Annotated in this window: 38 protein-coding genes and 1 tRNA gene; 15 read left to right on the forward strand and 24 right to left on the reverse strand. The window is 62.7% G+C overall.

The genetic code is table 11. The features are described 5' to 3' along the window. The first annotated feature begins 1 nt into the window (after window position 1). On the forward strand, window positions 2-418 hold the full coding sequence (locus RVU70_RS13370) for a group III truncated hemoglobin (protein ID WP_363347052.1): 417 nt from the start codon (window positions 2-4) through the stop codon (window positions 416-418). Window positions 419-576: 158 nt separating this feature from the next. Here RVU70_RS13370 and RVU70_RS13375 read toward each other — a convergent pair whose 3' ends face one another. Genes RVU70_RS13375 through nifB form a run of 14 tightly spaced genes read right to left on the reverse strand, consistent with a single transcriptional unit; the run spans window position 577 to window position 8111 of the window. Then, window positions 577-909, reverse strand: coding sequence for a (2Fe-2S) ferredoxin domain-containing protein (locus RVU70_RS13375; protein ID WP_363347053.1), 333 nt, complete (start codon window positions 907-909; stop codon window positions 577-579). Window positions 910-918: 9 nt separating this feature from the next. Next, on the reverse strand, window positions 919-1803 hold the full coding sequence (locus RVU70_RS13380; RefSeq protein WP_363347055.1) for an SIR2 family protein: 885 nt from the start codon (window positions 1801-1803) through the stop codon (window positions 919-921). Window positions 1804-1848: 45 nt separating this feature from the next. Continuing rightward, window positions 1849-2061, reverse strand: a complete 213-nt coding sequence (locus RVU70_RS13385; protein WP_363347057.1) for a hypothetical protein — start codon at window positions 2059-2061, stop codon at window positions 1849-1851. Window positions 2062-2080: 19 nt separating this feature from the next. Continuing rightward, on the reverse strand, window positions 2081-2386 hold the full coding sequence (locus RVU70_RS13390; RefSeq protein ID WP_363347059.1) for a 2Fe-2S iron-sulfur cluster-binding protein: 306 nt from the start codon (window positions 2384-2386) through the stop codon (window positions 2081-2083). Window positions 2387-2421: 35 nt separating this feature from the next. Beyond that, a complete protein-coding gene (locus RVU70_RS13395) occupies window positions 2422-3573 on the reverse strand; it encodes a DegT/DnrJ/EryC1/StrS family aminotransferase (RefSeq protein WP_363347061.1) in 1152 nt (383 codons plus the stop codon). Further along, complete coding sequence (locus tag RVU70_RS13400) at window positions 3570-3842, reverse strand: hypothetical protein (protein WP_363347063.1); 273 nt, start codon at window positions 3840-3842, stop codon at window positions 3570-3572. Before RVU70_RS13400 ends, RVU70_RS13395 begins: the two co-directional genes overlap by 4 nt. A gap of 8 nt (window positions 3843-3850) precedes the next feature. Continuing rightward, window positions 3851-4048: a putative nitrogen fixation protein NifT gene (nifT, locus tag RVU70_RS13405; RefSeq protein ID WP_363351336.1), complete on the reverse strand. Its 198-nt coding sequence runs from the start codon at window positions 4046-4048 to the stop codon at window positions 3851-3853. Between the two features lie 42 nt (window positions 4049-4090). Continuing rightward, window positions 4091-4324: a nitrogen fixation protein NifZ gene (locus RVU70_RS13410; RefSeq protein WP_363347065.1), complete on the reverse strand. Its 234-nt coding sequence runs from the start codon at window positions 4322-4324 to the stop codon at window positions 4091-4093. Continuing rightward, complete coding sequence (locus RVU70_RS13415) at window positions 4324-4617, reverse strand: nitrogen fixation protein NifZ (RefSeq protein WP_363347067.1); 294 nt, start codon at window positions 4615-4617, stop codon at window positions 4324-4326. The genes RVU70_RS13410 and RVU70_RS13415 overlap by 1 nt, the downstream gene beginning before the upstream one ends. Beyond that, window positions 4614-5414 carry a 4Fe4S-binding leucine-rich repeat protein gene (locus tag RVU70_RS13420; protein ID WP_363347069.1) on the reverse strand — a complete coding sequence of 267 codons (801 nt, stop codon included), beginning with the start codon at window positions 5412-5414 and terminating at the stop codon, window positions 4614-4616. Before RVU70_RS13420 ends, RVU70_RS13415 begins: the two co-directional genes overlap by 4 nt. After that, window positions 5404-5940 (reverse strand): hypothetical protein, encoded by a 537-nt coding sequence (locus RVU70_RS13425; RefSeq protein WP_363347071.1) that lies wholly within the window; start codon window positions 5938-5940, stop codon window positions 5404-5406. Before RVU70_RS13425 ends, RVU70_RS13420 begins: the two co-directional genes overlap by 11 nt. Before the next feature lie 11 nt (window positions 5941-5951). Further along, a complete protein-coding gene (locus RVU70_RS13430) occupies window positions 5952-6293 on the reverse strand; it encodes an iron-sulfur cluster assembly accessory protein (RefSeq protein ID WP_363347073.1) in 342 nt (113 codons plus the stop codon). Then, a complete protein-coding gene (locus RVU70_RS13435) occupies window positions 6294-6518 on the reverse strand; it encodes a 4Fe-4S dicluster domain-containing protein (RefSeq protein ID WP_363347075.1) in 225 nt (74 codons plus the stop codon). A gap of 24 nt (window positions 6519-6542) precedes the next feature. Further along, complete coding sequence (nifB, locus tag RVU70_RS13440) at window positions 6543-8111, reverse strand: nitrogenase cofactor biosynthesis protein NifB (RefSeq protein WP_405044804.1); 1569 nt, start codon at window positions 8109-8111, stop codon at window positions 6543-6545. A 453-nt stretch (window positions 8112-8564) separates the two neighbouring features. Between nifB and nifA the strand changes: the two genes are divergently transcribed. After that, window positions 8565-10295: a nif-specific transcriptional activator NifA gene (gene nifA, locus RVU70_RS13445; RefSeq protein WP_363347077.1), complete on the forward strand. Its 1731-nt coding sequence runs from the start codon at window positions 8565-8567 to the stop codon at window positions 10293-10295. An 82-nt stretch (window positions 10296-10377) separates the two neighbouring features. Further along, window positions 10378-10599: a dodecin gene (locus RVU70_RS13450; RefSeq protein WP_363347079.1), complete on the forward strand. Its 222-nt coding sequence runs from the start codon at window positions 10378-10380 to the stop codon at window positions 10597-10599. Between the two features lie 63 nt (window positions 10600-10662). Here RVU70_RS13450 and RVU70_RS13455 read toward each other — a convergent pair whose 3' ends face one another. After that, window positions 10663-11052, reverse strand: coding sequence for a hypothetical protein (locus RVU70_RS13455; protein WP_363347081.1), 390 nt, complete (start codon window positions 11050-11052; stop codon window positions 10663-10665). A 226-nt stretch (window positions 11053-11278) separates the two neighbouring features. Between RVU70_RS13455 and rplS the strand changes: the two genes are divergently transcribed. After that, window positions 11279-11662 carry a 50S ribosomal protein L19 gene (gene rplS, locus RVU70_RS13460; RefSeq protein ID WP_363347082.1) on the forward strand — a complete coding sequence of 128 codons (384 nt, stop codon included), beginning with the start codon at window positions 11279-11281 and terminating at the stop codon, window positions 11660-11662. A gap of 100 nt (window positions 11663-11762) precedes the next feature. Here the strand turns inward: rplS and RVU70_RS13465 are convergent, their stop codons facing one another. After that, window positions 11763-12170 carry a glyoxalase/bleomycin resistance/extradiol dioxygenase family protein gene (locus RVU70_RS13465; RefSeq protein WP_363347084.1) on the reverse strand — a complete coding sequence of 136 codons (408 nt, stop codon included), beginning with the start codon at window positions 12168-12170 and terminating at the stop codon, window positions 11763-11765. Continuing rightward, window positions 12167-13165 (reverse strand): small ribosomal subunit Rsm22 family protein, encoded by a 999-nt coding sequence (locus RVU70_RS13470; RefSeq protein ID WP_363347086.1) that lies wholly within the window; start codon window positions 13163-13165, stop codon window positions 12167-12169. The genes RVU70_RS13465 and RVU70_RS13470 overlap by 4 nt, the downstream gene beginning before the upstream one ends. A 195-nt stretch (window positions 13166-13360) precedes the next feature. Here RVU70_RS13470 and leuC point away from each other — a divergent pair, with 195 nt between their 5' ends. Both leuC and RVU70_RS13480 read left to right on the forward strand, forming a co-directional pair. Then, window positions 13361-14779 (forward strand): 3-isopropylmalate dehydratase large subunit, encoded by a 1419-nt coding sequence (gene leuC, locus RVU70_RS13475; protein WP_363347088.1) that lies wholly within the window; start codon window positions 13361-13363, stop codon window positions 14777-14779. Between the two features lie 148 nt (window positions 14780-14927). Continuing rightward, entirely contained in the window at window positions 14928-15356 is a 429-nt protein-coding gene (locus RVU70_RS13480; RefSeq protein ID WP_363347090.1) for a metallopeptidase family protein, read from the forward strand. A gap of 19 nt (window positions 15357-15375) precedes the next feature. On the opposite strand, the gene RVU70_RS13485 is transcribed toward RVU70_RS13480, so the two are convergent. From RVU70_RS13485 to RVU70_RS13495, 3 genes are all read right to left on the reverse strand, one after another. After that, complete coding sequence (locus RVU70_RS13485) at window positions 15376-16119, reverse strand: class I SAM-dependent methyltransferase (RefSeq protein WP_363347092.1); 744 nt, start codon at window positions 16117-16119, stop codon at window positions 15376-15378. Window positions 16120-16258: 139 nt separating this feature from the next. Next, a complete protein-coding gene (locus RVU70_RS13490) occupies window positions 16259-16684 on the reverse strand; it encodes a hypothetical protein (RefSeq protein WP_363347094.1) in 426 nt (141 codons plus the stop codon). Between the two features lie 139 nt (window positions 16685-16823). Next, window positions 16824-17096: a hypothetical protein gene (locus tag RVU70_RS13495; protein WP_363347096.1), complete on the reverse strand. Its 273-nt coding sequence runs from the start codon at window positions 17094-17096 to the stop codon at window positions 16824-16826. 177 nt (window positions 17097-17273) lie between these two features. Here RVU70_RS13495 and RVU70_RS13500 point away from each other — a divergent pair, with 177 nt between their 5' ends. Both RVU70_RS13500 and RVU70_RS13505 read left to right on the forward strand, forming a co-directional pair. Next, window positions 17274-17429 carry a hypothetical protein gene (locus RVU70_RS13500; RefSeq protein ID WP_363347099.1) on the forward strand — a complete coding sequence of 52 codons (156 nt, stop codon included), beginning with the start codon at window positions 17274-17276 and terminating at the stop codon, window positions 17427-17429. Window positions 17430-17517: 88 nt separating this feature from the next. Then, window positions 17518-17802, forward strand: coding sequence for a GNAT family N-acetyltransferase (locus RVU70_RS13505; RefSeq protein WP_363347101.1), 285 nt, complete (start codon window positions 17518-17520; stop codon window positions 17800-17802). Between the two features lie 68 nt (window positions 17803-17870). Here RVU70_RS13505 and RVU70_RS13510 read toward each other — a convergent pair whose 3' ends face one another. After that, a complete protein-coding gene (locus RVU70_RS13510) occupies window positions 17871-19718 on the reverse strand; it encodes an ABC-F family ATP-binding cassette domain-containing protein (RefSeq protein ID WP_363347103.1) in 1848 nt (615 codons plus the stop codon). A 204-nt stretch (window positions 19719-19922) separates the two neighbouring features. Here RVU70_RS13510 and RVU70_RS13515 point away from each other — a divergent pair, with 204 nt between their 5' ends. From RVU70_RS13515 to RVU70_RS13530, 4 genes are all read left to right on the forward strand, one after another. Then, window positions 19923-20045 carry a hypothetical protein gene (locus RVU70_RS13515; RefSeq protein ID WP_363347105.1) on the forward strand — a complete coding sequence of 41 codons (123 nt, stop codon included), beginning with the start codon at window positions 19923-19925 and terminating at the stop codon, window positions 20043-20045. 114 nt (window positions 20046-20159) lie between these two features. After that, a tRNA-Glu gene (locus RVU70_RS13520) sits at window positions 20160-20235 on the forward strand. Window positions 20236-21508: 1273 nt separating this feature from the next. Further along, a complete protein-coding gene (locus tag RVU70_RS13525) occupies window positions 21509-21772 on the forward strand; it encodes a hypothetical protein (RefSeq protein WP_363347107.1) in 264 nt (87 codons plus the stop codon). Between the two features lie 855 nt (window positions 21773-22627). Then, window positions 22628-22888, forward strand: a complete 261-nt coding sequence (locus RVU70_RS13530) for a hypothetical protein (protein WP_363347109.1) — start codon at window positions 22628-22630, stop codon at window positions 22886-22888. A gap of 47 nt (window positions 22889-22935) precedes the next feature. Here the strand turns inward: RVU70_RS13530 and RVU70_RS13535 are convergent, their stop codons facing one another. After that, the gene (locus RVU70_RS13535; RefSeq protein ID WP_363347111.1) at window positions 22936-23127 is read right to left on the reverse strand and encodes a hypothetical protein; all 192 of its coding nucleotides are present in this window, start codon (window positions 23125-23127) and stop codon (window positions 22936-22938) included. Then, window positions 23124-23405 (reverse strand): hypothetical protein, encoded by a 282-nt coding sequence (locus RVU70_RS13540; RefSeq protein ID WP_363347113.1) that lies wholly within the window; start codon window positions 23403-23405, stop codon window positions 23124-23126. The genes RVU70_RS13535 and RVU70_RS13540 overlap by 4 nt, the downstream gene beginning before the upstream one ends. 241 nt (window positions 23406-23646) lie before the next feature. On the opposite strand from RVU70_RS13540, the gene RVU70_RS13545 reads away from it, so the two are divergent. Next, window positions 23647-24078 (forward strand): hypothetical protein, encoded by a 432-nt coding sequence (locus RVU70_RS13545; protein WP_363347115.1) that lies wholly within the window; start codon window positions 23647-23649, stop codon window positions 24076-24078. 39 nt (window positions 24079-24117) lie between these two features. Here the strand turns inward: RVU70_RS13545 and RVU70_RS13550 are convergent, their stop codons facing one another. After that, window positions 24118-24354, reverse strand: coding sequence for a hypothetical protein (locus RVU70_RS13550; protein WP_363347117.1), 237 nt, complete (start codon window positions 24352-24354; stop codon window positions 24118-24120). Window positions 24355-24659: 305 nt separating this feature from the next. Between RVU70_RS13550 and RVU70_RS13555 the strand changes: the two genes are divergently transcribed. Both RVU70_RS13555 and RVU70_RS13560 read left to right on the forward strand, forming a co-directional pair. After that, on the forward strand, window positions 24660-24791 hold the full coding sequence (locus RVU70_RS13555; RefSeq protein ID WP_363347119.1) for a hypothetical protein: 132 nt from the start codon (window positions 24660-24662) through the stop codon (window positions 24789-24791). Window positions 24792-24943: 152 nt separating this feature from the next. After that, window positions 24944-25168 (forward strand): hypothetical protein, encoded by a 225-nt coding sequence (locus RVU70_RS13560; RefSeq protein ID WP_363347121.1) that lies wholly within the window; start codon window positions 24944-24946, stop codon window positions 25166-25168. The last annotated feature ends 81 nt before the right edge of the window (window positions 25169-25249 follow it).

Raw genomic sequence — 25249 nt, forward strand, 5'->3', positions numbered from 1 at the left:
AATGGAAGCGGCAGTCAAGGAAGCGGCGGCGGACGACGCGGCGGAGGCGGCGATCCGCGCCTGCGTGAAGCGTTTCTATGAGAAGGGCGGGGCGGACAGCCTTCTCGGGCCAATCTTTGAGAAATCCATTTCAGAGCTGGAGCCGCATCTCGACATCGTCGCGAATTTCTGGTCGCACGCTCTGCTGGGGACGACGCGCTATCAGGGGACGCCCTTCGGCGTTCATGTCAATCTGCCGATCGAGCCCCAACATTTTGCGCGCTGGCTCGCGCTGTTTACCGAAACCGCGAAAGAGACGATGCCGGAGCGGCTCGCTTCAGCGGCTGTCGCACGGGCCGAACATATGACCCAGTGTTTCCAGTCGGGGCTGTTTCCGTTCAAGGACTCGCAAGGGCGCCCCTCAAAAGCGCCAGCTTGAGCGCGCGGGCGCGCGCGCCTCAGGATGAGCCAGTCATCGCGCCAGATAGAGGCTTGCCCGTCACGTTTTATTACCGCTGTTAAAAAAGCCCCTCATGCAGGGAAGCCGCCGAAAGGGCGTCTCGAAGCACGAGGGGCTTTGTATCGAGCTTTGGAGGCTCAGAGCTGCGGAACGATTATGAGGCGCTCGACCGGATTGCCATCGATGAAGTGCGACTGGAAGATTTCGTCGATGTCAGCTTCCGTGCGGGGCGTATACCAGACGCCCTGCGGATAAACGACCATCAGCGGCCCCGCGCGACAGAAACCAAGGCAGCCCGTCGCCGTCACGGCGACATCGGGGTTCGGCTGTGCGTTGAGCTTCGCCTGCAGCCGATCCCAGAGCGGCTTGGCGCCGGAGGTCATGCAGCTCCCGCGCGGATGTCCGGGCGGGCGTTGCTGAAAGCATGTGAAGACGTGATATTTGAAGACGGTGGGAAGATCCTCGAGCATTCTTATCCTTTAAGCCGCTGCGGCCGCGAGATCGGACTGGGTCAGCGTCGTGACGAAATCCGCGAGATTAGCGTCGATGCGCGTGATGTTCTGTTCGCGCAGGAACTTCTCTTCGTTGCGCGTGAGCGCGCCCTCGATGACCGCCCAATGCTTGTCTGAGGAACGCTTCATGATCTGGCGTGCGAAACTGCGTTCGAGTTGGTTGGCGAACCGGCAGCCGAGGAAGAGGAAGCTGCGGCCTTTACGAATCGTCTGAACGAGATCCGGGATCGGCGTCTGGATGTCTATCTCTGTGAGCACTTCGACATAGTCGGAGTCGGACACGATAAAGTTGGAGGCGGGCTTGGCGGAGCCGAGCGGCTCATAGACGAGTGTGCGCCATTTGAGCGCCTCTTCGGGCGCCTCGGCAGGCGCCTTGGCCCCGGAGCCGTCACGGATGAAGTCCTTCGTTGGCGCGACGGAGCCGTCGGGGCGATACCAGTTGACCCAATCGCCAAAATGTTCGCTTTGCGTCACGCCCTGGACAAGGCCCCAGCCGCTGCGTCCAGCGAAGGCCTTCAGCACGAGATCGTCGTACCAGGCATGCACGAGCAAGGGCATTTTGTCCTGCGCCGCAAGCCAGGCATGAAAAAGGCTTGGGTCCGGAGAGGCGGAAAAGGCGTTCGCCATGAGGCAGGTCAGCGTTTTCCGGTGTTTGAAGTTCTCGATATATTGCGCGGCCGCGGTGAGGTTGTTGCGAATTTTGTGCGGCACGGTCGCGCCGGCGACGAGCTCGGCGACGAGTTTTTCGGGAAGCGACGGCGGCGCCGCTTCCCCGGCGAGGCCGGTAACGCCCGGCCCGAGATAAGGTATGACGTCGCCTTGACGAAAGGCCGCTGCAATTTCACCGATCATGTTGTTCAATCCTTTTGCCAGGCGAAGGCGTCACTGACGGAGCGCTTACTGAAGAACAGCCGCCTTCAGCGCCGCGACTTCGTCCGGTGAAATCCGAAAGACGCCGCGGCCGCCGGTCAGCGCCTGAAAGGCGTTGCCGGCCTTCTCGGAGAGCTTGGTGAACCACTGCTGAGGCGTCAGGCTCGTGGGGCGCTCCGCAATCTCCAACACAGAGCCGTCGTTATTGAAGCGAACATGGATGAGGATTTTGTCGGTCATCTTTGTCTCCTTTGTCGATTTAGAAGCCGGAATCGAAGCCCAGCAATTCCACGGTTACATTTTCGGCGCCGAGCAGGGCCTGGCAGGCAAGCCGCGACTTGGATCCGACGCCGACGATCGTGTCGAGCTTCTCATTTTCTACGCGAGTCGTTTTCGAAAGGCTCTTCTTGCCCTCCGTGACGAAGACATGGCACTGACCACATTTGGCCTCGCCGCCACATTTGCTGATGATCTTCTCGCCAGCAGCCAGAATGGCGTCGAGCAGGCGGCTCCCGGTCGCCGCCTCCACTGTCTTGCCTGAAGGGAGAATCGTAACAGTCGGCATGAGTTGCTCCTTGCGTTTTGAGACGGCGAAGGCCGTCAAAGGTAGATGGCCGTGCCCGCGCCGACGTTGATCGACGCGTCCTTCATCGTCCCGACGACGAAGGCGACCTGCTCTTCGGTCAGATGGGCGTGGAACGGCAGAGCGACGGCGCGCTCGGCGACCTTCTCGGTGACGAAGAGATCGCCGCGTCGATAGCCGAGATCAATGTAATATCGCTGGAGATGTAGCGGCTGCGCATAGGCGCAAGCCTCGATTTTCTCCTGGCGCAGATCCTCGACGATGGCGTCCCGGCTCGATCGCGTGAAGCGCGTGCCGAGATGCACGACGTAAAGGAACCAGTGACACTGCTCGACTTCGGGAGCGATATACGGGTCCTTGATGCCCTCGAAGGAGCGGACATATTCCAGGAACCAGCGTTCGACCCGCTTGCGGCGCGCGAGCAAAAGTTCGACTCGGCGCAGCTGCGCGAGGCCGAGCGCCGCCGCCATGTCGCTCAGGCCCGCTTGCAGGGCCGGCCAGGCGCCGAGCACGACGGAGGAACGCTCCTCTATTCGGCGACTGCGCAAGCGACGCAGCATGGCCGCCGTCTCGTCATTGTCCGTGACGATCATCGCGCCTTCGCCGCAGATCAAGCCGCCAGGCTGCGAAAAGTCGAAGAGCGAACAATCGCCGAACGAGCCCACGAGCTTGCCCTGATACACGGAACCGATCGCTTCCGTGGAGTCCTCGATCAAGGCGACATTGGCGTCCGTCGCAAGCGCGCGCAACGGACCCCACGGGGCAGGGTGTCCGTTGGTGTTGGAGGCGACGATGGCGCGCGTCTTCTCCGTGATGGCCTTTTTGGCCTTTTCCGGATCGAGCGTGCCGGCCCAGTAATCAATGTCCCCAAAAACCGGACGCGCGCCGGAAAGCGCGATGGCTTGCGTCGCTTCCCGGAAGGAGTAGGCGGACGTGATCACTTCGTCGCCCGGGCCGACGCCGAGCGCGCGCAAGATCAACAGCAGGCCGATCGTGCCGCTGGCGACGGCGACGGCATGCTTGCGACCGAGGTAGCGCGCGAATTCTTCCTCGAAGGCGAGCACCGTATCGCCCATGGAAATGCGCGGCGACTGTAGAATCTCGAGCACCGCCTCGAGATCGCTTTGCGTCAGGTCCGGATCGTTCAACGGCAGAAGCGTGGTCTTCATGCAGCGCCTCCATTCGGGGCCAGCGCCATTCCGGTCGCGCAGCCCGGATCCTGAGTGATTTTCCAGCAGTGGTCGCGCCCGTCGATGAGATAGAGCGAGACCTTCTCGTAGATGCGGAACGGCGTCTCGTCGCGCATGTCGATTGCGTCGCAGCGCGTGACGGCGAGCCCCGGCGCAAGTTGTCGGAGGGCGACGAGCGTTTGCGGGTCGGCCTGCGCCGTCGCCAGCGCTGCGTCGATCTGCGAGACTTGCGCGGGAGCAATCGTCATGTTTCGCCTCACGCGATCTTCTTGGCTTCTACAGTGATTGGCAGCGACGTGCCCTCGGCCATCTCCGGAAGCTGCAGCTTCCAGCCATTGGCGAGCGTCACCGAGCCGCCCCACATTTCCGGGGTTTCGACTTCGACGATCGGTTCTTCCAGATCCTTCTTGGGAACATAGGCCGAGAGGACACCTTCGGAATCTCTGCGGATCATGACTTTCACGTTGCGCCTCTTTCTTTGGCCGGTTGTGAACGATCAGACGGGCTCGATCTCGTCTTCGAGACATCCCACCACGAGCTGCGGCGCGAATTCGACGAGATAGACCGGCGTTTCTGATTCAACATGCATGCCGACGTTGACGATCTCGCCCGTATCGCCCGTCTTGACGAGAAGCTCGTCCGCCGCGCGATCCGGGTAGGACCCGTCGTTGACGAGGTCGGTGATGGCCCGCACGCGCAGGCCCCAGTCGAATTTAGCGGGTCCGCTCATTATTCATCCTCCTCGCCGGCGAGTTCGATGGGCTCCAGCTCCTTGCGCTTCATGCCGACGCGGTGTCCGGTGCTTTCGAACTCCACGCCGTAAATGTAAAACTGCTGGAGAAAGGTTCCGATGTTGACGACATAGCCGACCTCGCCCTTCGTCACTAGGATTTCGCCGATGTCCTTGCCGGGGAAGGTGCCGTCGTTTCGGATGGTGCGACGAGCCCGCACCTTGTCGCCGTAGTCGAAAAACGGCGGTCCATCGAGTTCGACGTGATCGCTGTCGCGGCTGATGTTGGTCATGAATCGCTCCGTGTCTGTGCGACAATGACATTGCTGGGCGTTTCGATCCCGGCGGCGGACAGCCTTTCGCTCACGCATTCGCGCACGAGCGGGTCTTCGTCATTGACGAGCGGCGAGATGACGACGAGAGCCGCGCGCTGCGCGACTTCATAGCGAATGCGCCAATCGGCGTCCTTCGCCAGCGCCTTCAGATCGTCGGGCTCCATGCGCTTGGCGGCTTCGAGGCGAACCACGGGATCGGGGTCCTTCGCGAGACGCATCAGCGCCGCCTGCTCGATGCGGCTCGCCACGACGCGGCGGACGCTCGCGTCGGCGTCATTGATCATCAGCACCAGCAAGTCTGGCGGCAAACGCTTGGCGACCGCTTGCCGGACAGCGTAATCCTCGTCGGTCATCATCGGGAGGAGGTCCGTGCCCTCCAGTCTTCCCGCGATGCGGATGCGCACTTCGCGATGCGGATCGCTGCGCAGCTTCAAAATGTAACGGCGCGGCAGCCGACGGGCGGCGCTCCAGCGCACGGCTTCTTCCGGATCGTCGAGCATGGCCGGCAGCAGAAAGATCTCCGCAGCCTTGGCCGCGCAGGCGCGAACCTCGAAATAGGGATGCGCCACATAAATGCGCGCGAGGTCGGGGTTCCAGTCGAAGAAGCGGTCGATGCGCCGGGCGTAACGATCATGCACGCAGGCCCGCAGCGGCTTGCAGCGTCCCTGCGCGAGGCGGTCTCTATGCGCGCACGGCGCGCAATCGACCGAGACCCCCTGCCAGTCGATGGCTTCGTCGATGTCGTCAGTCGACATCTTCGAGTCCTCGACGCTCCAAAACCTCCAGGAGCACTTTTGCGCCGACTTTGTCGGCGGGGTCGAGCTCCAGCAGCTTGTTAATCGCGGCGGCGCTTTCGTCCAGGTCGCCGAGCCGCATGCTCAGATAAGCGTAGCCCTTCAACGAAAACATGAAAAAGCGGGGTCCGACCGCGTCGTAGTCGCCGAAGGCGGCGTCCTGCGGCGCGACGTCGCGCCAATTGAGCGGCAGGGAATTGTCAATGGCGGCGCGTGTGAGGCAGGTCTCCGCGATGCCGCGCGCCTCGGCGAGGCGCCCCTTGTAGAAATAGAAGCGATAAAGACCGATGAGCGTCGCTGGATGAGTCGGCGCGAGGAGACGCGCCTCCATCAAATATTTGAGCGCCAAGTCATCCTGGTCGTAAGACATGGCCGCGGCGCGCAGCAGGCGTTCGGCTTCCTCGGGAAGACCCTTGCCGAGAATGGCGGCGGCAGGGAAATCCTGCGTCGCCATTTCGACTGTCTGCATCGCCGCGTCACCAGTCATGTCAGGCTCTTTCAGGCTGTCTCCTCGAAAGCGGGGGCGTCGGTCGTCGAACAACCGCAGCTCTTTGCTTTCGGGTCGATGAAAACGAAGCCGGTCGACGTGGCCGTTTCCTTGAAGTCGATGGTCACGCCGTCGAGGAGCAGGCGGCTCTGCGCCGGCAGGAACAGCTTGAAGGCGCCATGCGCATAGACCTGCTCGCCGTCTTTTGGAGCCGGCTCGACGGAGAACTCCGCCGACATGCCGGAGCATCCACCCGGCGAGACGAGGAGACGAAGGCCGTAGCCCGGTCCGCCGTCGAATGTCACGAGGCGGCGGATGAACTTCTCGGCGGCGGGAGTAAATTCGATCTTCATTTAGGCGCTCGGCTGATAGCGAGGATAGGAGGTGTCGATGATGCAGGTATTGTCCACCGGGCAGACCGCGACGCATTGCGGCACGTCGAAATAGCCGATGCACTCCGTGCACTTCTTGGGATTGATGACGAAGGTGCCGTTCTTCTCCGAGATGGCGACGTTCGGGCACTCCGCCTCGCAGGCGGAGCACGACGTGCATTGAGAAGCGACGATCTTGTAGGTCATGGGTCAAGCTCCTTTTGCTGGTTTTTACGCATTCACCGGGACGTAGGCGCCTTGACGGATGTCGGCGTCGCCGCGCGTGACATGGGTGATCTCCCCGCTCTTCACGCGGGCGAGATAATCCTTGAAGTAGGAAATGGCCGACTGCTCGATGAACTCATAGGCGTACTGATCGACGGGATCGATGCCGGCCTTGATGAGGTCGTCTTTCGGGCAATGGCCGATTTTCGCGACGAACACCGCGGTGCAGTCGTTGATGGCGCGAATGACCGTCTCGAGCGCGTCATCTTCGCCATAGCCGCCCTGACAATAGAGGTCGACGCGGCGATGGCCGACGAATTTCGCGCCGTCGCTGGAAAGTTCGTAGATCTGGAACTCCGTCGCATGGCCGAAATGCTCGTTGATGCGGCCGCTGCCCTTGGTGGCGACGGCGACCAAGATCTTGAGATCGGCGTTCTCGCCGGCAAGGCTCTCGAGCTCGGCGTTGCGCGCGGCGACTTTCGCCAGGCGCTCTTCCTCGACCTTCTCCTGATAGGCCTGTCGCGCGCTCAGATCGTAGTTGACTTCCATCTCCATGATCTTGTCGGTCGTGAATTCGGCGCTGCGGTCTTCGCCGAGCAATCCAACCGCGTCGGCGCGGCACTGACGGCAATGGCGCATCATGTTCATCTCGCCTTCGCAGCTGTCCTGCAGGGCCTTCAGCTCCTGCGCGGACGGGCCGCGCTGGCCGTTGAGGCCGAAGACCGTGCCGTGTTCCGGCGAAGAGATGAGCGGCATGATGTTGTGCAGGAAGGCGCCGCGCGACTTCACCTCTCGGTTCACGGTCACGAGGTGATCGTCGTTGACGCCCGGGATCATCACCGAGTTGACCTTGCAGAGGATGCCGTTGGCGGTCAGCATCTCCAGGCCCTGCAATTGGCGGTCGGTGAGGATCTTCGCCGCCTCCTTGCCCGTGACGCGCTTATGCTTCCAGAAGACCCAGGGGTAGATTTCGGCGCCGATATCGGGATCGGTCATGTTGATCGTGATCGTGACGTGATCGACGTTGAATTTCTTGATCGTCTCGACATGGTCGGGCAGGGCGAGACCATTGGTCGAGAGACACAGCTTGATGTCGGGCGCGGCTTCGGAAATCAGTTCGAAGGTCTTGAAGGTCTTGCCCGGGTTGGCGAGCGGGTCGCCGGGGCCGGCGATGCCGAGCACCGTCATCTGCGGAATGGCGGAAGCGACCGCGAGAACCTTCTTGGCGGCCTGTTCGGGCGTCAGCTTCTCGCTGACGACGCCGGGACGCGACTCATTGGCGCAATCATATTTGCGGTTGCAGTAGTTGCACTGAATGTTGCAGGCCGGCGCGACGGCGACATGCATGCGGGCGTAATGATGATGCGCTTCCTCGCTGTAGCAGGGATGGTTCTTGACCTTCTCCCAGATCTCGGCGGGCATGTCTCCGGCGCCGGCGCCGGAGCCGCAGCTCGCCTTGCCGCTGCCGCCGGAGGTTCCGCAGCCTTTGTGCTCGGCGATTTTTTGCATGATGTCGTCGAGCTGCGCCGGCGCGGGCTCGGAGTCATAGGCGTCGAAGGAGCGAGAGTCGTCCATTGCGTTAACCTCTCTGGCTTGTCGTTGGACCCCTGTGGGGGTGTCTGGAACAATTCCAATTTTTGCCGGCGGCGTTGGCGGGAGGTCCGCAACAAGCGTGCCATGCGTCAAAAACTTCCTTAGTGCATTGAAAAAGAAGTAAAAAATAGGCCTGTTGCGTGAGCCGGACGTCCTGTGGCGGCTTGTCGCAAAGACGTCGGAGCTGTGTCCGCAAGGCGACATTCACCCACGCGGTCTGAGTCCGACCCCGGTGGGAAAAAGGGGAACGCCCGGAAGGGGCGCCAGTGAATTCGGCGCCTGGGCAAAATTTGATCAATGCAGGGTCGGCAGCCCGAGCGCGGCGCTCGCGGCTCCTAGCCTAAATGCTCGTCTTTCTTCGCTTTTTGGAATGGTTTCGATCTGGCGCGACAATTGCAATGAAAACACAAAACAACGCCTGTATGAGGCTCCCAAATGGGTCTTCAAATCGGTGGCGCGTTGAGCGCCGCCCCACCGCGCGCGACGGTCTCAGGTGAAACCGCGCTAGTTGGCATCTACGAAATATCGAAACTGCTCGCTTCCCCCGCCCGCCTCGAGAACGTCCTCGCGGGCGTGCTCACCCTGCTGTCGAGCTTTCTCGACATGCGGCACGGGCTGATCGCGCTGCTCGACGTCAAGGGCGCGCCCGAGGTCGTCGTGGGCGCCGGCTGGAGCGAAGGGGCTGCGAAACTGTTCTTCGATCGCCTGCCTGAGCGCGCCGTCGGCCAGATCATCGCCACCAAAATGCCGATCATCGTCGAGGACGTCGCCGCCTCGCCCCTGTTCGAGGGCATGGATCTCTCGGGTTGGGGGACGGAGGACGGGCAGTCCTTTTCAATGATCGGCGTGCCGATCAAGGAGGGCGACACGGTTGTCGGCACGCTGACGGTCGATCGCGCCCGCTGCGATCGCTCCTCCGTGCTTTTCGACCATGACGTGCGCTTCCTGACCATGGTAGCCAATATGGTTGGTCAGACGTTGCGCCTGCACAAGCTCATCGCGCGCGACCGCGAGCGGCTCATGCAGGAAAGCGCCTGGCGCGAAAAGGCGGACCGCGCCATTCCCCCCGAGGTGAAAGCCGAAGGGCTGAAGGGCATCGTCGGCGACAGTCCGGCGGTGCGGGCGGTGATCGAGAAGATTCGCATCGTCGCCAAAGCGAAATCCACGGTGCTGCTGCGCGGCGAGTCCGGCACTGGCAAGGAGCTTTTTGCGGCGGCGATCCACGATCAGTCGCCGAGGCGCAATAAGCCCTTCATCAAGCTCAATTGCGCGGCGCTGCCGGAAAGCGTGCTCGAGTCCGAACTCTTCGGCCATGAGCGCGGCGCCTTCACGGGCGCGGCCACTCTCCGCAAAGGCCGTTTCGAATTGGCGGATGGCGGAACGCTCTTCCTCGACGAGATCGGCGAAATCACGCCGTCTTTCCAGGCCAAGCTTCTCCGCGTTCTGCAGGAAGGCGAGTTCGAGCGCGTCGGCGGCTCGCGCACGCTCAAAGTCGACGTGCGTCTCGTGTGCGCGACGAACCGCAATCTCGAAGAAGCGGTTCAGAAGGGCGAGTTCCGGGCGGATCTTTATTATCGCATCAGCGTCGTGCCGATCTTCCTGCCCCCGCTGCGGGATCGCAAGGGCGACCTCGAACAACTCGCCAATGAGTTCCTGCGCCGATTCAACGACGAGCAGGGCGGCAAGCTGAGACTGTCCGAATCCGCAATGAGCGTGCTCAACGAATGTGGCTTTCCGGGCAATATTCGCGAGCTCGAGAACTGCATCTATCGCACAGCCACGCTGGCCCATGGCGATGTGATCGTCGACAAGGATTTCTCCTGCCGCAAGGACGGCTGCCTCTCGGCGATCCTGTGGAGCGGCTCCTCCTCGAAGTGGCCGGCGGGCGTGACGCCGCTGCCGATCGTCGCGCCGCAGGCGGCGCGGGGCCCCATGCCGGCGCCCGCGGAGGCGCCGCCGGTCGCCCATGCGCCGGGCGACGCCTGCCCGGGCGCCGAGAACTGCACGGTCATCGAAAAGGACCCGCGCACCGACTATGAGAAACTCGTCGACGCGATGGAGCGCGCTGGCTGGGTGAAGGCGAAGGCGGCGCGTCTTCTCGGCTTGACTCCCCGCCAGATCGGCTATGCGCTGCAAAAGCACGGGATCGAGGTGAAGAAATTCTAGTCGCCCGGCCTGCCGAGTCCGTGATGACCAGAAGCGCCGCCGCGCTACATCTCAACGTGCATTGATGCAGTGGGAGCGGTTCATGGAAAATTCGGTTTACAAGGTTGTCGAACTCGTCGGCTCCTCGCCGGACAGCATCGAGGACGCCATCGGATCGGCGATTCAGCGCGCCGGACTGACCCTGCGCAATCTCCAGTGGTTCGAGGTCGTCCAGGTTCGCGGGCGCATCGACAAGGGGAATGTCGAGAAATATCAGGTGACGATAAAGGTCGGTTTCGCCCACGACATGGAAGGCGGCGGATAGCGGCTACGGACCCGAGCGTCGCTGGAGCCTGATGATGGCCGGCTCCAGCGCTTCTTCGGGTCGTCAATGACCCCGGCTATGTCCGTCGCCGCCGCCCGCCGTAAATTTTGTCCAGAAGCGGGCGCCGGCTGCGAAGATGTCCTGCGTGTCCGAGATCACGCGTCGCGCGTCTTCGCTGGCCATCTCCATATGTTTGACTGTCCAGTTCTGAAACAGACTCGCGGTCTCGGTGAAGGACCTGGCCGAGGTCAGCCTGTTGGCGAAATCCGCAGCCATTGACGCTTCGTTTTGAAAGCGATCCAGCCATTGGCGGTTGGAGCTCTGCAGCCGGTCCCAGAACTGCGACTGGGCGTCGGCGAAATCCTCCAGACGCTGCCGGCCTTCGGCCATGAACTCGGAAGCCCTCGGCGTGGCGCCGCCGCGATCCGCTTGGCGCTCTTCCTGTTGAGACATGTCCCGCTCCTCTTCAGTCGAGTTGGCCAGCCGCCCCGGCAAGGCTATATAGGACGTATTGTTCGCGACGGACTCCCCCGGCGCGCGTCTTTCTTTGCGCTGAAGCTCGCGGCGGACACTCGACAAAGCCCGCCAACTGCTGTATGGGGAGCGGCCTCAACTAAAACAGCGTTCCGAAACGCTCGTCGGCCGCAAGGCTACAGACGAAACGGCTGGAGTTACAATCATGAACATCATCGAGCAGCTCGAGGCCGAACAGGCCGCCAAGCTTATTGAAGGCAAGAATATCCCCGACTTCCGCCCGGGCGACACGGTCATCGTGAACGTGAAGGTGAAGGAAGGCGAGCGCACGCGCGTTCAGGCATATGAAGGCGTCGTGATCGCGCGCAACGGCGGCGGCCTCAACGAGAGCTTCACTGTTCGCAAGATTTCTTACGGCGAGGGCGTGGAGCGCGTCTTCCCGATCCATGGCCCGCTGATCGACTCGATCAAGGTCGTCCGTCGCGGCAAGGTGCGCCGCGCCAAGCTCTATTATCTGCGCGACCGCCGCGGCAAGTCCGCCCGCATCGCCGAGCGCGTGGACCACAAGGCCAAGGCCTCGAACGCGTAATCTTCGCTCGGCTGGATTATGTGCCGCCCGGCGCCCGCAAGGCCCCGGGCGGTTTTGTTTTGCCCTTCCCCAAGCCGGTCACGCACAGCGGGGAAGGGGCCTACTTGTCCAGCGGCCCGTTCAAAATCCAGCGGTGGCCAAACGGGTCGCGCAGGCTCGCGTAGCGGGTGCCCCAGAAGGAATTTGTCGGCTGCGTCTCGATCTTGGCGCCGAGCTTCGCCGCGCGGGCGCAAATGTCGTCGACCTCTTTGGCCGAGTCATATTCGAGACTGACCGAGACGGTGGCGCTGTCGCCCGGCATGGGCACGCGCGTCTGGCCGAATTCGGGAAAGAAATCGGCGAGCATCACCGAGCCGCCGTTGATCACCAATTCGCAATGCGCGATGCGCAGCCCGTCCACGGAAGGCATGATCGCGCGCTGCTTGGCGTCGAAGGCGCCTGTGTAGAAGGCGATGGCGGCGGCGGCCGGGCTGACGGTCAGATAAGGCGCAACCCTTGGTCGGTTCATCCATCTGCCTCCGGAAGGGCGGCCCATGAGTCGCCCCAGTCTTTCTTACGATTCCCTTCATAGCGAGCCTTGTCCCGCTTGGGCAGGAAAATTTCGCGCAGGCCCGCGGCTTCGCAGCTTTTCAACGCGATTCCCGCCTTGCTTTGACGCGCCGGGGCGAGGATGCGCCCGGCAGGCGGCGTCCCCGCGCGCGCCGCGATGAGGTAGGCGTATTTCTCGTCCTCGAAAGGGGCCTCGGCGCCTTTCAACGCTTTGTGATCGCGCGAGCGCGGCAGCCGCACCGAGAAATGGCACCAGTCGGGCGGCGCGAGCGGGCAGGGCAGCCCATGTGGGCAGGGGGCGAGGATGGTCGCGCCAAGCTCGATCAAGCGGGCGCGAACTTGCATGAGCCGCGCATGGTCGCGCGGCGTCCCCGGTTCGACCAAGGCGAGGGCGCCGCCAGTCAGCGACCAGAGCGCGTCCGTCACCTGCGCCAGAGCGGCGTCGGCAAGTTCGGTCAGAGCATAAGCGACGACGACGAGGTCGCGCGGCGCAGCTGCCTCCCTGCCGAGCCTCGTCATGTCGGCGGCGACGATACTGGCGCGCGCGACCTGCGCCACGCCACTCTCGGCGGCGAGCGTTCCGGCGAGCGCAAGGAAGGCCGGGCTGCGGTCGATCATCTCGACGGCCTTAATTTCCGGCCAGACTTCGGTCGCGGCATAGGCGGCGGCGCCGAGCCCGCAACCGACGTCGAGCAGGCTTTTCGGCGCGAATCCCGGCTGTTCCGCCGCGAAGCGCCCGAGCGCGGCGGAGACGGCCGCATAGGTGGCCGGCATCCGGGTCAAGGCATAGGCGAGGGCGTCGGTTTCGCCGCGGATCGCGTCGCTCGTGGGCTTATGGGCGCGGTAGCTCTCCGACAGGCGGCGCGCGCTCTCGGCGAGGGCCTTGCGCGGCCGGCGCTCGAGCTGCGCCACCATTGCGGCGGCAAGTCCGGCGGGCAGGGAAGCTGCGCTCATGCCGGGCAGGGTGGCGTCGGGGCGGGCGGGCGGCGCGATCTCTCTTCCATGCGGCTTGCGTTACGGTTAGAAGAGCCTCAATTCAAGGGGCGCTTTGCTTCCTCCGCCCGACGCGGAGAGGCCGGGCGGCCCAATCCTCTCCGCCTCGCGGGGAATGCGGGACAGCCGCAGCCTGCGGCTCTGAAGGAAAGAGATATGTCCGCCAATTCGTCTGCGCCGCGCACGCTTTACGACAAGATCTGGGACGACCATGTCGTCGACCGCCAGGATGACGGCGCCTGCCTGCTTTATATCGACCGCCACCTTGTCCATGAAGTGACGAGCCCGCAGGCTTTCGAAGGCCTGCGCATGACCGGCCGCAAGGTCCGCGCGCCCCAGAAGACGCTCGCCGTCGTCGACCACAATGTGCCGACGACGGACCGCTCTCTGCCGATCGAGGACCCGGAGAGCAAGGCGCAGGTCGAGCAGCTCGCCGTCAACGCCAAGGAATTCGGCGTCGAATATTACAACGAGCACGACCGCCGCCAGGGCGTGGTGCATATCGTCGGGCCGGAGCAGGGCTTCACGCTCCCCGGCATGACGATCGTCTGCGGCGACAGCCATACGTCGACACACGGCGCCTTTGGCGCTTTGGCGCATGGCATTGGCACTTCGGAGGTCGAGCATGTGCTCGCCACCCAGACGCTGATCCAGAAGAAGGCCGCCAATATGCTGGTGCAGGTCGACGGCAAGCTCGCCGACGGCGCGACGGCCAAGGACATCATCCTCGCGATCATCGGCGAGATCGGCACGGCCGGCGGCACCGGCCATGTCATCGAATATGCCGGCGAAGCCATCCGCGATCTGTCGATGGAAGGCCGCATGACGGTCTGCAATATGTCGATCGAGGGCGGCGCCCGCGCCGGTCTCGTCGCCCCCGACGAGAAGACCTTCGCCTATCTTGAGGACCGCCCCAAGGGTCCGAAGGGCGAGGCTTTCGACATGGCGCGGCGTTACTGGGAGACGCTCTTTAGCGACGAGGGCGCGCATTTCGACAAGATCATTCGCCTCGACGCGAGCAATCTGCCGCCGATCGTCACCTGGGGCACGAGCCCCGAAGACGTCGCCCGCATCGACGGCTTCGTGCCGACGCCGGATTCAGCGAAGACCCCGCAAAAGCGCGCAGCCATCGAGCGCGCGCTCGCCTATATGGGCCTCAAGGGCGGCGAGCGGATGACAGACATCGAAATCGACCGCGTCTTCATCGGGTCCTGCACCAATGGCCGCATCGAGGATTTGCGCGCCGCCGCCAAAATGGTCGAGGGCAAGAAGGTCAGTGAGCGGGTCAACGCCATGGTCGTCCCGGGCTCGGGTCTCGTGAAGGAGCAGGCCGAAGCGGAGGGGCTCGACAGGATCTTCCGCGCCGCCGGCTTCGAATGGCGCGAACCGGGCTGCTCCATGTGCCTCGCCATGAACCCGGACCGTCTGGCGCCCGGCGAACGCTGCGCCTCGACGTCCAACCGCAATTTCGAGGGCCGCCAGGGCTTCAAGGGCCGCACCCATCTCGTATCGCCGGCCATGGCGGCGGCGGCGGCGGTCGCCGGCCGCTTCGTCGACGTGCGAAACTGGCGATAAAAACGAAAGGGGCTGCAAAGCCCCTTTTTTTTGCTTCGGCCGCAAGCATTCGCGGGACTGGCGCAGCGTGGCCCTGGGGCCCGCGGCTAACGACTTACCTGGCCTTGCGACTTGTTGAAGCGACGCGGCCGGCGCCATAGTCCGGCCCATGAACGAATCATCCGTGAACTGGGGCCGGCGGACCGCCCCGTCGCTTGCCGACATCGAGGCGCTCGCCGACGCCGCCTTCAAAGCCCTTCCTGAGCGCTTCACGCGCCTGTGCGAGGGCGTCGTCGTTCGCGTCGAGGATTTCCCCGACGAGGAGACGATGGACGCGATGGCGTGCGAAACTGACTTCGATCTTCTCGGCCTGTTTCGAGGCCGTGGGCTGACCGAGGGCGAGCACCTCGCCGAAACCGGCGCCGAGCCGAACATGGTGTGGCTCTATCGCCGCCCGATTCTCGACTTCTGGGCGGAAAGCGAGGATACGCTGGCCGATATCGTCACCCATGTGCTGGTGCATGAGATCGGCCATCATTTCGGCCTGTCCGACGCCGATATGGAAGAAATCGAGCGGCAGGCGTCCGAGCGGGATTAGGGGTCGACGATATCGCGAACTATCTCACGCATTCGATGAAAGCGATTGTCGGATGGTCGAGAAATAACTTCCAGAAGTCGCGCCCGAACGCTTTCTCTCCCTCCGGGGAGAGCCGCGGCGCGCGCCAGTGAACCTGCGAGAAACCGGCCGCGCGGAACGCGTCCTCGTGGATCTGTTTGTCGAGGAAGTAGTTCTCGATGTCGAAGAAAGTCCCGTCCTCCTGAAAGATGCGCCAAATGATCGGCGCTCCTTCTTTCACGCCGCCATTGATCTTCGCCTCGAAACCATACTGCCGGTAGGATCGGTCGGCGCCGAAGTCCAGCATCGGACTGCTGTTGACCGTGACGAAACGCCCGCCAGGCTTGAGACTTCGCGCGACTGCGTCGCACATCTGTTGCAGTTCGCGCCGGTCGTGGGCGTAATTGAGAAAATAGGCGGCGAAGGCGAGATCGAAGGCGCCCTCGAAAGGCAGGTCCTTTCCGTCGCCGATGCGGTACTCGACGCCCCCCAGCGGCCGCTTTGCTTCTTGCGCCTGCGCAAGTTCGATCATGCGCGCCGAGAGGTCCACCCCGATGACGTGCGCCGCGCCTCTTGCGCGAAGGCGTCGCGTATAATGGCCCTCGCCGCAAGCGACGTCGAGCGCCGACTGGCCGTCGAGGGCGGGAATGAGCTGATCGAGCGTGTAAGCCTCAATATGGATTCGCCAGGGATGCTGCTTGGCGCGTTGATACTCTTCGGCGATCGGATCATAATCAGTCGTCATGGCGCCCTGCCTCCCGCAAGTGCGCCAGCTTAGGCGGTTGGCATGCGCGTTTGCAATCATTGCGCGCGCCTGACGGCGTCAATGTGCCCGACTGTTTTCGGCGGCGCATTGGCGGCTTCCCCGCCTCGGGCGGGGCGCCTCAATACTCGATGAACGGCGCGTTTTTCAGCCGCCGCCGACGTTCTTCACGCGTTTCGCTCGCCGGCTCTATCGTCGCGCCGTCGATGTCGCCGAGCGCCGCGGCCGCGAATGTCACTTCGCCCGTAAAAGGCTGGCGCTTGGAGAAGGGGACGAAGCGGTCGGGCGAAAGGATGGCGGCTTTCTCTTGCGGCGCCGTGGCTTGAACCAGTCGCGCCCCGCTCGGCGAATAGCGCTCGCAGTCACGGGCGCCGGAAGCGCGCGACGCCATGCAGGCGCTGCGAGATGCGCCGGGATAGGATTTCCCCTGGGGCGCCGCGACCGCGACCCAAGGAGGCGCGAGGAAGAGAGCAAAGACGACAAGGCCGCGATATCTGCCCGCGCGCACCATCCGGGCCGGGACGGCGGATGCATTTGTCCTGGACATCGACGAATCGCCCAAAGCAGACTTAAGCTAGTTATATTTCAGTTAGTTGGCTTTCACTCGTCAAGCGCGAAGCTTGCGCGGAGCTTGCGCCGATCTTCGCAAGGTAAGGATTTGTTAAATTCCGCCCCAACCGATCTGTCTAAGGACTGAGGACATAGATCGGGACGAGGACAAGGGATAACGCCAGCGTTCTGATGACGAGACCGACCGGGAAGCCGACGCAAATCCAGTAGAGGAGGTTGTTGGGGAGGTCGGCGAAATACAGCATGAGCTCGGGCCTCAGCCGCGAAACCCATAGCATGTAGACAGAGATCGCGGCGCTGAGCGCGATGACGAACTCCACCCCAAAACCGAAGTTCGCCGCACAAATCACAATAGCGACGACTATGCTGAATTTCAGGAGCGCGTGCATGGCTTCGCCCTTTTCTGGGAGACGCCTTCTTCCAAAAAAATGGGGCGGCGGGAGACCCGGACAACAGGGCCTTTCGACGCCGGCCGCAACAATGACGTAACCGGGCCAAGCTAATGTCTCTTTTGAAGACTAGGCGCTAAGCGCGGCGCATCTCGCGCGGCAGGATCCGGAGGGCGCATGATCAGCAAGTTAATGGGCTCGGCGCTGTTGCTGCACGGACTCGAGGCGGCAAGGGTCAGCGACCTCGAGGCGCAAATTCTGTTGCTCGCGGGAGCCTTTTTGATCATCCGCGGCATAAGGCTGAAAGAAGCCAGACTGAGCCGTGGCCGCTAACAGCGGTGGCGTCGACAAATCCGCTTGTCTGTCGGAGCGGTTTGCGCCTTTCCTTCTCGACGCCCAGTCGGGGAACAAGGAGGACGCGATGAACCTGCAACGCCGTGCGGTGCGACAGAATGTCGAGAAGAGCCGGTTCGAGTTGCCGGTCGACGGCGAGGTCGCGCTTGCCGATTATGTCCTGCGCGACGGCGTGATGCTTTTCACCCACACCGAAACGCCGCCCGCTCTGCAGGGGCGAGGAATCGCCTCGGCCCTGATAGAGGGGGCGCTGCTCTCGGCGCGACAGCAGGGGCTGAAGGTGCGGGCGAGCTGTTCCTTCGTCGTGGACTATCTCGCACGACATCCCGAGTTCGCCGACTTGCAGGGCTGAACCCCCGCTGAAGCGATTCTCCGGCGTGTCGGCAAATGCCTCGCGGCGCTCTGTAATGGCTTCGCGCCTTATGCGCCGTCCGCCTCGCTGGCCAACTCCAGCCATTGCTCTTCCGCGGCGGCGAGCGCCTTGGCGAGATCCTCGCGCTGGGCCGCGAGCTTGGCGGCCTCCTGCGGGTTGCGGACAAAGGCGTCCGGCGCGGCGAGCGCTTCGTCGACGCGGGCCAGCAGGCCAGTAAATTTTTCGACCTTGTCCTCCGCGGCCGCGAGCTTGCGCCTGATCTGCCCCGCATCGCGGCGCCTCGGCGCCTCGGGCGAGGGCGCCGCCGGCGCGGGCCTGGGCTCCTCCCCCTTGGTCTTCGACAGCACCACGCGCGCATAATCGTCCATGTCGCCGTCGAAGGGGCGTACCGTTCCCTCGTCCACGAGCAAGAGCCGGTCGGCGCAGGCGTCGAGCAGATAGCGGTCGTGTGAGACCAGAATCACCGCGCCCTCGTATTCATTGACCGCTTCGATCAGGGCGGCTCGGCTATCGATATCCAGATGGTTCGTCGGTTCGTCGAGGATAAGGAGGTGCGGGGCGTTGAACGAGGCGACGCCGAGCAGCAGCCGCGCTTTCTCGCCCCCGGAGAGATTTGCGACCTTGGTGTCCGCGCGGGCTCCTGAAAAACCGGTCTGCGCCGCCCGCGCCCGCACCCGCGCCTCTGGCGCGTCGGGCATCAGCCGTGAGAAGACGAGATAGGGCGTGTCCTGCTCGTTGAGGTCCTCGATCTGGTGCTGGGCGAAAAACCCCGCCTCCAGCCTGGCGGCGCGCACCATCTTCCCGTCCATCGGCGCGAGCCTCCCGCCGAGCAGCTTGGCGAAGGTGGATTTGCCGTTGCCGTTGGCGCCGAGCAGCCCGATCCGGTCGTCGTTGGAGAGGGAGAGCGTCAGACGCGAGAGAACCACCCGCTCGCCATAGCCGACAGAGACCCGCTCCAGCGCGATGATCGGCGGCGAAAGCGGCTTCTCCGGCGAGGGCAGGTGAATTGGCAGAACGCTGTCGTCGACGATCGCGGCGACCGGCTCCATTTTCTCGAGCATTTTGAGCCGCGACTGCGCCTGCCGCGCCTTGGTGGCCTTGGCTCGGAAGCGGTCGACGAAGGCCTGCAGGTGCTTACGGCGCTCTTCCTGCTTCCGGGCGCCCTTTGCCGCGAGCAGCTGCGCCTCGCGACGCTGCTTCTCGAAAGCCGAGTAATCGCCTTTGTAGAGGGCGAGCTTGCCGCGTTCGAGGTGCAAAATATGCGTCGCGACGGCGTCGAGGAGGTCGCGATCGTGACTGATGACCACAACGCTCGCCGGGTAGCGCGCGAGATAGTCGACGAGCCAGAGCGTGCCTTCGAGATCGAGATAATTCGTGGGCTCGTCGAGCAGCAGCAGATCCGGTTGGGAGAACAGCACCGCGGCGAGCGCCACGCGCATGCGCCAGCCGCCTGAAAATTCCGACAAGGGCCGGCGCTGGGCGGCGGCGTCGAAACCGAGCCCGTGGAGAATCGCCGCGGCGCGGGCGGGGGCGGAATGGGCGTCAATGTCCGCCAGGCGGGTCTGGATGTCGGCGATGTCGTGAGGGTCGTGCGCGTTCTCGGCTCGGGCAAGAAGCTCGGCGCGCTCGCGGTCTGCGGCCAATACGAAGTCCATCAGGCTGGTCGGCCCGCCGGGCGCTTCCTGCTCGACCCGGCCGAGCCTCGTGCGCGCGGGCAGGGCGATAGTCCCGGACTCCGGCGAAATTTCCGCAGCGATCAGACGGAAAAGCGTGGTCTTGCCGGCGCCGTTGCGGCCGACAAAGCCGGCGCGGCATCGGCCTGGCAGGAAGACGCCCGCGTGATCGAAAATGAGGCGGTCGCCCAGCCGGTAGGTGAGGTCGTTGATCGTGAGCATGGTTGAGAGCCCAGTAACAGGCCAGGGCTGGCGCCGCCAGACTTGAGTTGGACTGGCGGCCTCGCGGCGGCGATTCGAACAACCCGCGTCAGTCCTGGGCAAGGCGCGCCGCGCCAGAATGGCCCACGGTTTGCTTCGTCTGCGACGAGGTCAAGAAAGAGGGAGCCCGAGGCAGATCAACCAGAGACGAGGAGGCATGGCGTCATGCACCCTGACATGGAAGCCTATCTGTGGATCACCGTTAAAGCCTTTGGTTTTGCGCTCGTGGGAATCTACGCCACGCGCATTGGTCTTTACGCCTACGAAGCCATGACGTGGGGGATTTGAAACCGTCGAAGCGCGCCGGCGCGGCGGGGCAAAATGTCTTCCCGACAAGGCTTGTCTTGCGCGCCGCGCGCCTCTATACAGCCCTCGCTGCGCCGCTTCGCGCCGCGCAGGCCCGCGCCCATCGTCTAGAGGCCTAGGACGTCGCCCTTTCACGGCGAAAACAGGGGTTCGAATCCCCTTGGGCGCGCCAAGAAAATCAACACTTTACGCGGGCGTCAGCTGGCTCCATTTCTTCTCATACGGAAAATTTACGGAAAAGGCGTGGTTGGACAAGCTTGTATTAACGCGACGTTTTTCGGCCTGTAACCACACATGACGCCCCGCCGATACATCCACGGTGGGGGCGCTCTGGCAACAAGTGTGACTTTGCGGCTTGCAGGCAAAGCTAAGCTTAAAAAGACAAGTCTAAGGTGCGCTACGCAAGCAGTCGCCGTGTCGTGAGTCCTCCGCGCTCACGCCAGATGGCTGGTAAGCAGCGCTTCTCCGATCAGAATTGCAGGGCATCGCTGTCAATTGAGACGCTCAGGCAGGGGCGTCAATGGATCTCCTGTTTGTTTGACCTTTAGTGCGAAGCCCCTAAGTCACTAGATCGCAGTCGTTTGATTACCGCCCAGTTTCTAGCTTCGGAGGTCATTATGAGAAGACTCGTTGCAATCATGGCAACGGCTTGCACGCTGGCCGGCTGTAGTGACAAATCTTCGTCACCCGCCATCGAAATACTGATGGCTCCGATGGAGGTTGGGACAAAAACGCCCGATTATGAAGTGATCTCCCCCAGAGAACTCAAACTGTCTCCTCGTGTGAAACTCCAGTTTGAAGGTAACGCCGGGCAGAACCAAGGCTTCGTGCTGCTAAGAGATAACGGGGGCCTCGGCGGCTACATGGCCTGCGGGTGCGTCGGTGCGACGACTAGCTCGTGCAAAACTGAGAACGATAACCCAGAGCATCCCTCGTGCAGCGGCAGTTGCACGGACAGTGAAGGGAACGCTCATCCATGCCAAATCGAAGGGCCTATTATCGGCCCGCCGAAGGACCCTTACAAACTAAGGTTCGTCGAGAAGTCTTTCCTTAAGTATAGCAAGGCTCCCGGCACGAGGTAGGGTGGTCGTTCGGCGAAGAAGGTGACTCAACCGCGTAGCCGGGAAGGCCGACTTTTAGCTCCGGTTGACGCATCGGTATGGTGCATCGCGATGGTTGGCGCGCTCAGCGCCACCCGCCCAACGTCCACAAGAAGGGCATTCCCTTCGAAAAATTGCGCGACGGATGTTGTAAGTTCCCGCTTGGCTGTACCGACGAGATTGCAGCGCGCTTCTGTGGTGCCGCCACGCCCCAAGGATCGCCATATGCGAGCATTGCCGGGAGCTAGCCTATGTCTGTCCCCAATGTCCGGCGAGTGAAAGTTATTGGGGTCTAAGTCGGTCAGGATCGTTGAACGCTGCAGCGCTCTACCGGAAGGGCCTATTATGGCCCTGCATGTCCGCCGCGACGCCAACGCCGAGCCGTCCGTATTCGCCAGGGTGGCCATCGAGGTATTTGGGCGGAGCCCGGCCCCAGACGCTTTCCCAGAGCGGCTGCCGGTCAAGGAAGGGTTTCTGCACGCTCTTTCCTATGCCGAGCGCGAAGGGATAGCAGTGGTCTGGATCGATGACCCCCTTGGCCTTTTTCCACCCGAAAGACGCCCGGTAATAGCGATGGACAAGCGAGCTGAAGATCGAGGAAGGGGCTGACGACCCGGAGCCAAGAAGTTGGTTCGCGCCGCCAACCCCCGTCCGCCTAGACGGACAGCCCTATGGTTAAGTATGGGCTCGCTCCCCGCTATTGTGGATTCTACGGCACCACGAACGTTATCTCTTGTGGCCGAGCGAAATAGCCAGGCACGGTTGGTCGCCACTAATGACTACGCCGTCAAAAAAAGCCCGGCGCGCGGCCGGGCTAAGGAGAAGAGTTCCCCTGGGAGGGGGATGCAGAGCAAACGCGCCGAGGCGAAACGATGTTCCAGGGGATGCAGTCGAGGAGCGGGACACACTGGTTACGCTTTGGCGGCCAGCCGCTCATTTCAATGGCGCGCAAGACAATTGGGCATCCGTCCGCTCGCATATATGGCTGATATATCGAGGCAAAGTTTAGGAACATCGCCGAGCAGCATCTGTTTCGACTCGGACAAGCAGAATATCTCATGACGAGGAAGGGAAGATGCAGCCCGCTGATCGGAAGGTCTTGCAAGAGACGCGGGATGCAATCCTGGTCATGCATGAATTGGGATACGCATTGCGACGCTCTTTGGGGCCGACGGAACATGAATCCCTGCCGCCTAGCATGGCGCTGTTGCTGATGCAGCTGGCCTTAGCAGAGGTTGTGCGAACAGCATCCGACGAGGAGTGCGATGCACATTCTCGTGGCGCACGTTAGTCGAAGCCGAACCCACGCCCATGGCCGAGCCTACTGGCGGCACTATTCCCCGCGCGACCGGATACGTTGTGAGCAGCCGAGCCGAGCCTACCTATAGGTTATCGCCGACCCATGGGCGCTTCGGCGGCTGAGAGACTCTTCGTGCTCCCGCTTACAGCGAACAGGAGCACGCGATGCAAAACCATCTTGACGCACTCGCTTCTTGCTCACGCGAACTCACGGACTTCCAAGCGCGCGCCAAAAAGCTGCAAGCGCATTCGGACATGCTGATCGCCGGGTCTAAGATTGCGATTACTGACACCAAGCAGCTGATGCGCCGCATTTTGCTAGAGGCACCTAATGCGGCGAATGACGAGGGCTACTCTGTGGATATTCCGGCTAGGCCAGCCGCTCCAGCCTTTCCGGTGGCAGAGGACAACACTGACGGTTACTAACCCGCGCATCCACGCCGCGGCCCCACCGGATACGGGCATCTCACGCGCTAAAACAAGAAGGCAGAGATGAGCCTGGCTGCTGCGAACATGAAAGCACAGATAAAGGCCAAAGCGATTCCGAACCCCGCCCAGTCGCGAGCTTGCGCGGCCTTGTAGGTGGAAAGGGCGAGGGAAAGGCTAAGAAGCGCCCCGGCCGAGCCGAGCGCCACGGTGGAGAGCTGGGTGAAGGTGAGGGTCACGGCTGCGCCTGCGAGGGCGATAAGCCCCTATCGAGGTTGATGACCGCCGTCGTCTCCGACGGCCTCAGAATGGCCCGAATGAAGGCTCGCGAACCTGCCGCCAGGACGATTGACGTCACGCCCAGCCCGCCTGCGAAAATCAGACAGACGAGCGTGAGCGCTATGCCAATCCTCGCGGCCTCCCAGTCGCGAGCTTCCGCGGCCTTCCAGGTCGCTATGGCGAGAATCGTTCCCGAGACGGTGCATGCGACAGCGCCGAGGAACAGCAGGGCCGACATCAAAACTTTATAGCCCTCCACCGGCTGCCGCAGATCAAATCTGACAAGACAGACAGCCCGTTGAGTAGCTGTGTCTTCTACTTAGGGTTGCCTCTACCAACTCCGTCTAACGCTTACCCGGTATTGCGACCGGCCGACCAACCGGCACAAGCCTGGCTTTCAATCACCAACCTGCTAAGCTTGCATTCGCCCAAACGCGCGACAGGTCAACTTCGACGCGGCCACACAACGGAGAAGCGCCATGAAAGAACTTTTGAGGCGCGTATGGGCAGCGACCGGGTTGGACGAGACCGCCGCCCTTCCGGCAATCGGACATGCGCTCCAGTTCATGCGTGACCACGCGCCGGCAGAGATAGTCACGCAGCTGATCAACCAAATACCCGACGCTCATCAAGGCATCAGGGCCGCCGCCGCGACGTCGGACGCCGGCGTGACTGCGGCGATTGCGGCAGTGAAGGGCCTATTCGGTTTTGGCCAGACGAACCTAAACGTTTTGACCGGGAAGCTGGCAAACCTTGGACTTAACGAGAAGCAAGTGGCTGCGCTTTTGGGAGAAGTTTTCGCTTACGCCGAATCTCTAGTTGGTCCGGAGGGCGTCGCGAAGATGAGGGCCGCGATGCCATACTTATCGGGGTTCATGGGAAAAACGGCACGCGCCCGTCCTGACGTTTGAACCTCCCGAATCGCGAAAGCGGCCCGCCCCCACCGCTGCCTATTTGACCCAGACCGTGCCATTTGACCAAGAGATGGCTCGCCCATCGGGGCTAACCTTACCCGTATGTGTTTGAGCAAAGGCACCGCCGGTAAACGTCATCGTCAAAGTATCCCCGGCCAGCGTGCTTTCGCCGCGCGTAAAATGCGGGTTGGGAACAGTTGCAATTGCGATGACGCGATTGCCGACCTGTTGAATTGTCAGCGTGTGCCAATCCCCACTTAGATCGATTGCCATTCGTCCGATCCCCACTTGGCTCTCAACGCGCCGCTGGCCTTTGAAATTGGCAAAGAGAGACCCAGTCCAATTGCTGAACAATACCCCTATTCGATGGGGATGCAGCCGGCGAGAAAAAAGCCTGGTCGCCAATGCGCATCAGAGCGAGAAAGTGGGCAGCTTTCAGTTCCGTAAACCCCGAAATTCACTCGGCAGCGGTCGACAAGTCGCCCTCTCCTCTTGTGCGCTGGCGCACGTACGGCCGAACCTCCATTAGCTACCGTCAGACCGTCGAGAACACAGACAAGACCTGACGGGAGCCGATCATGACCAAGCTGATCACCATCTGCGCCGCGATCGCTCTGACCCTGAGCATCGGCTTCGCCAGCACGGCTTCTGCCGCTCCCGAGGGCTTCAACAACTTCGACGGCACCGCCTGCTATTGCATGGACCCGTGATCGCATTCTTGCAGAGGGCGCAAAGGGGGCGCGTTTCCCTCTTGCCTCCAGTGTGCCTTCTGCCCTCCAGGAGGCCTGCCCGTAAGCCGCTCTGGCTCCCCCTTGCCTGCGCCCTATCTGACGGCTGTGCGGCGTGAACTGAGGAGGGAACGATGGCATTAAAGCACACTGCGTTCGCTACTCTCGTTGCGCTTCCGGCTTTTGTTGTTGCTGGAAGCGTGATGGCTGGAGACGTCAAATGGGGCTCGCCGAACGTCCCCGGCCAACCCGGCTATAAGGAGCCGCAAAAGGTCGAGGAGGTGCGTGCGCCGCGCCCCGTTAAAGATTTGAAATACGGCAGCGGCTACCAAATGAAACGCACAGAAGACGCGAAGTAGTCCTTATGCGTCAGCATGCGGTGCGGCCGCCGTTGAGCGGCCGCATTTATTTGTGCGGCTCGCCGTTCAGGCGGTCCACTG

It is taken from the genome of Methylocystis echinoides (genome assembly GCF_040687965.1).
Lineage (GTDB): Bacteria > Pseudomonadota > Alphaproteobacteria > Rhizobiales > Beijerinckiaceae > Methylocystis > Methylocystis echinoides_A.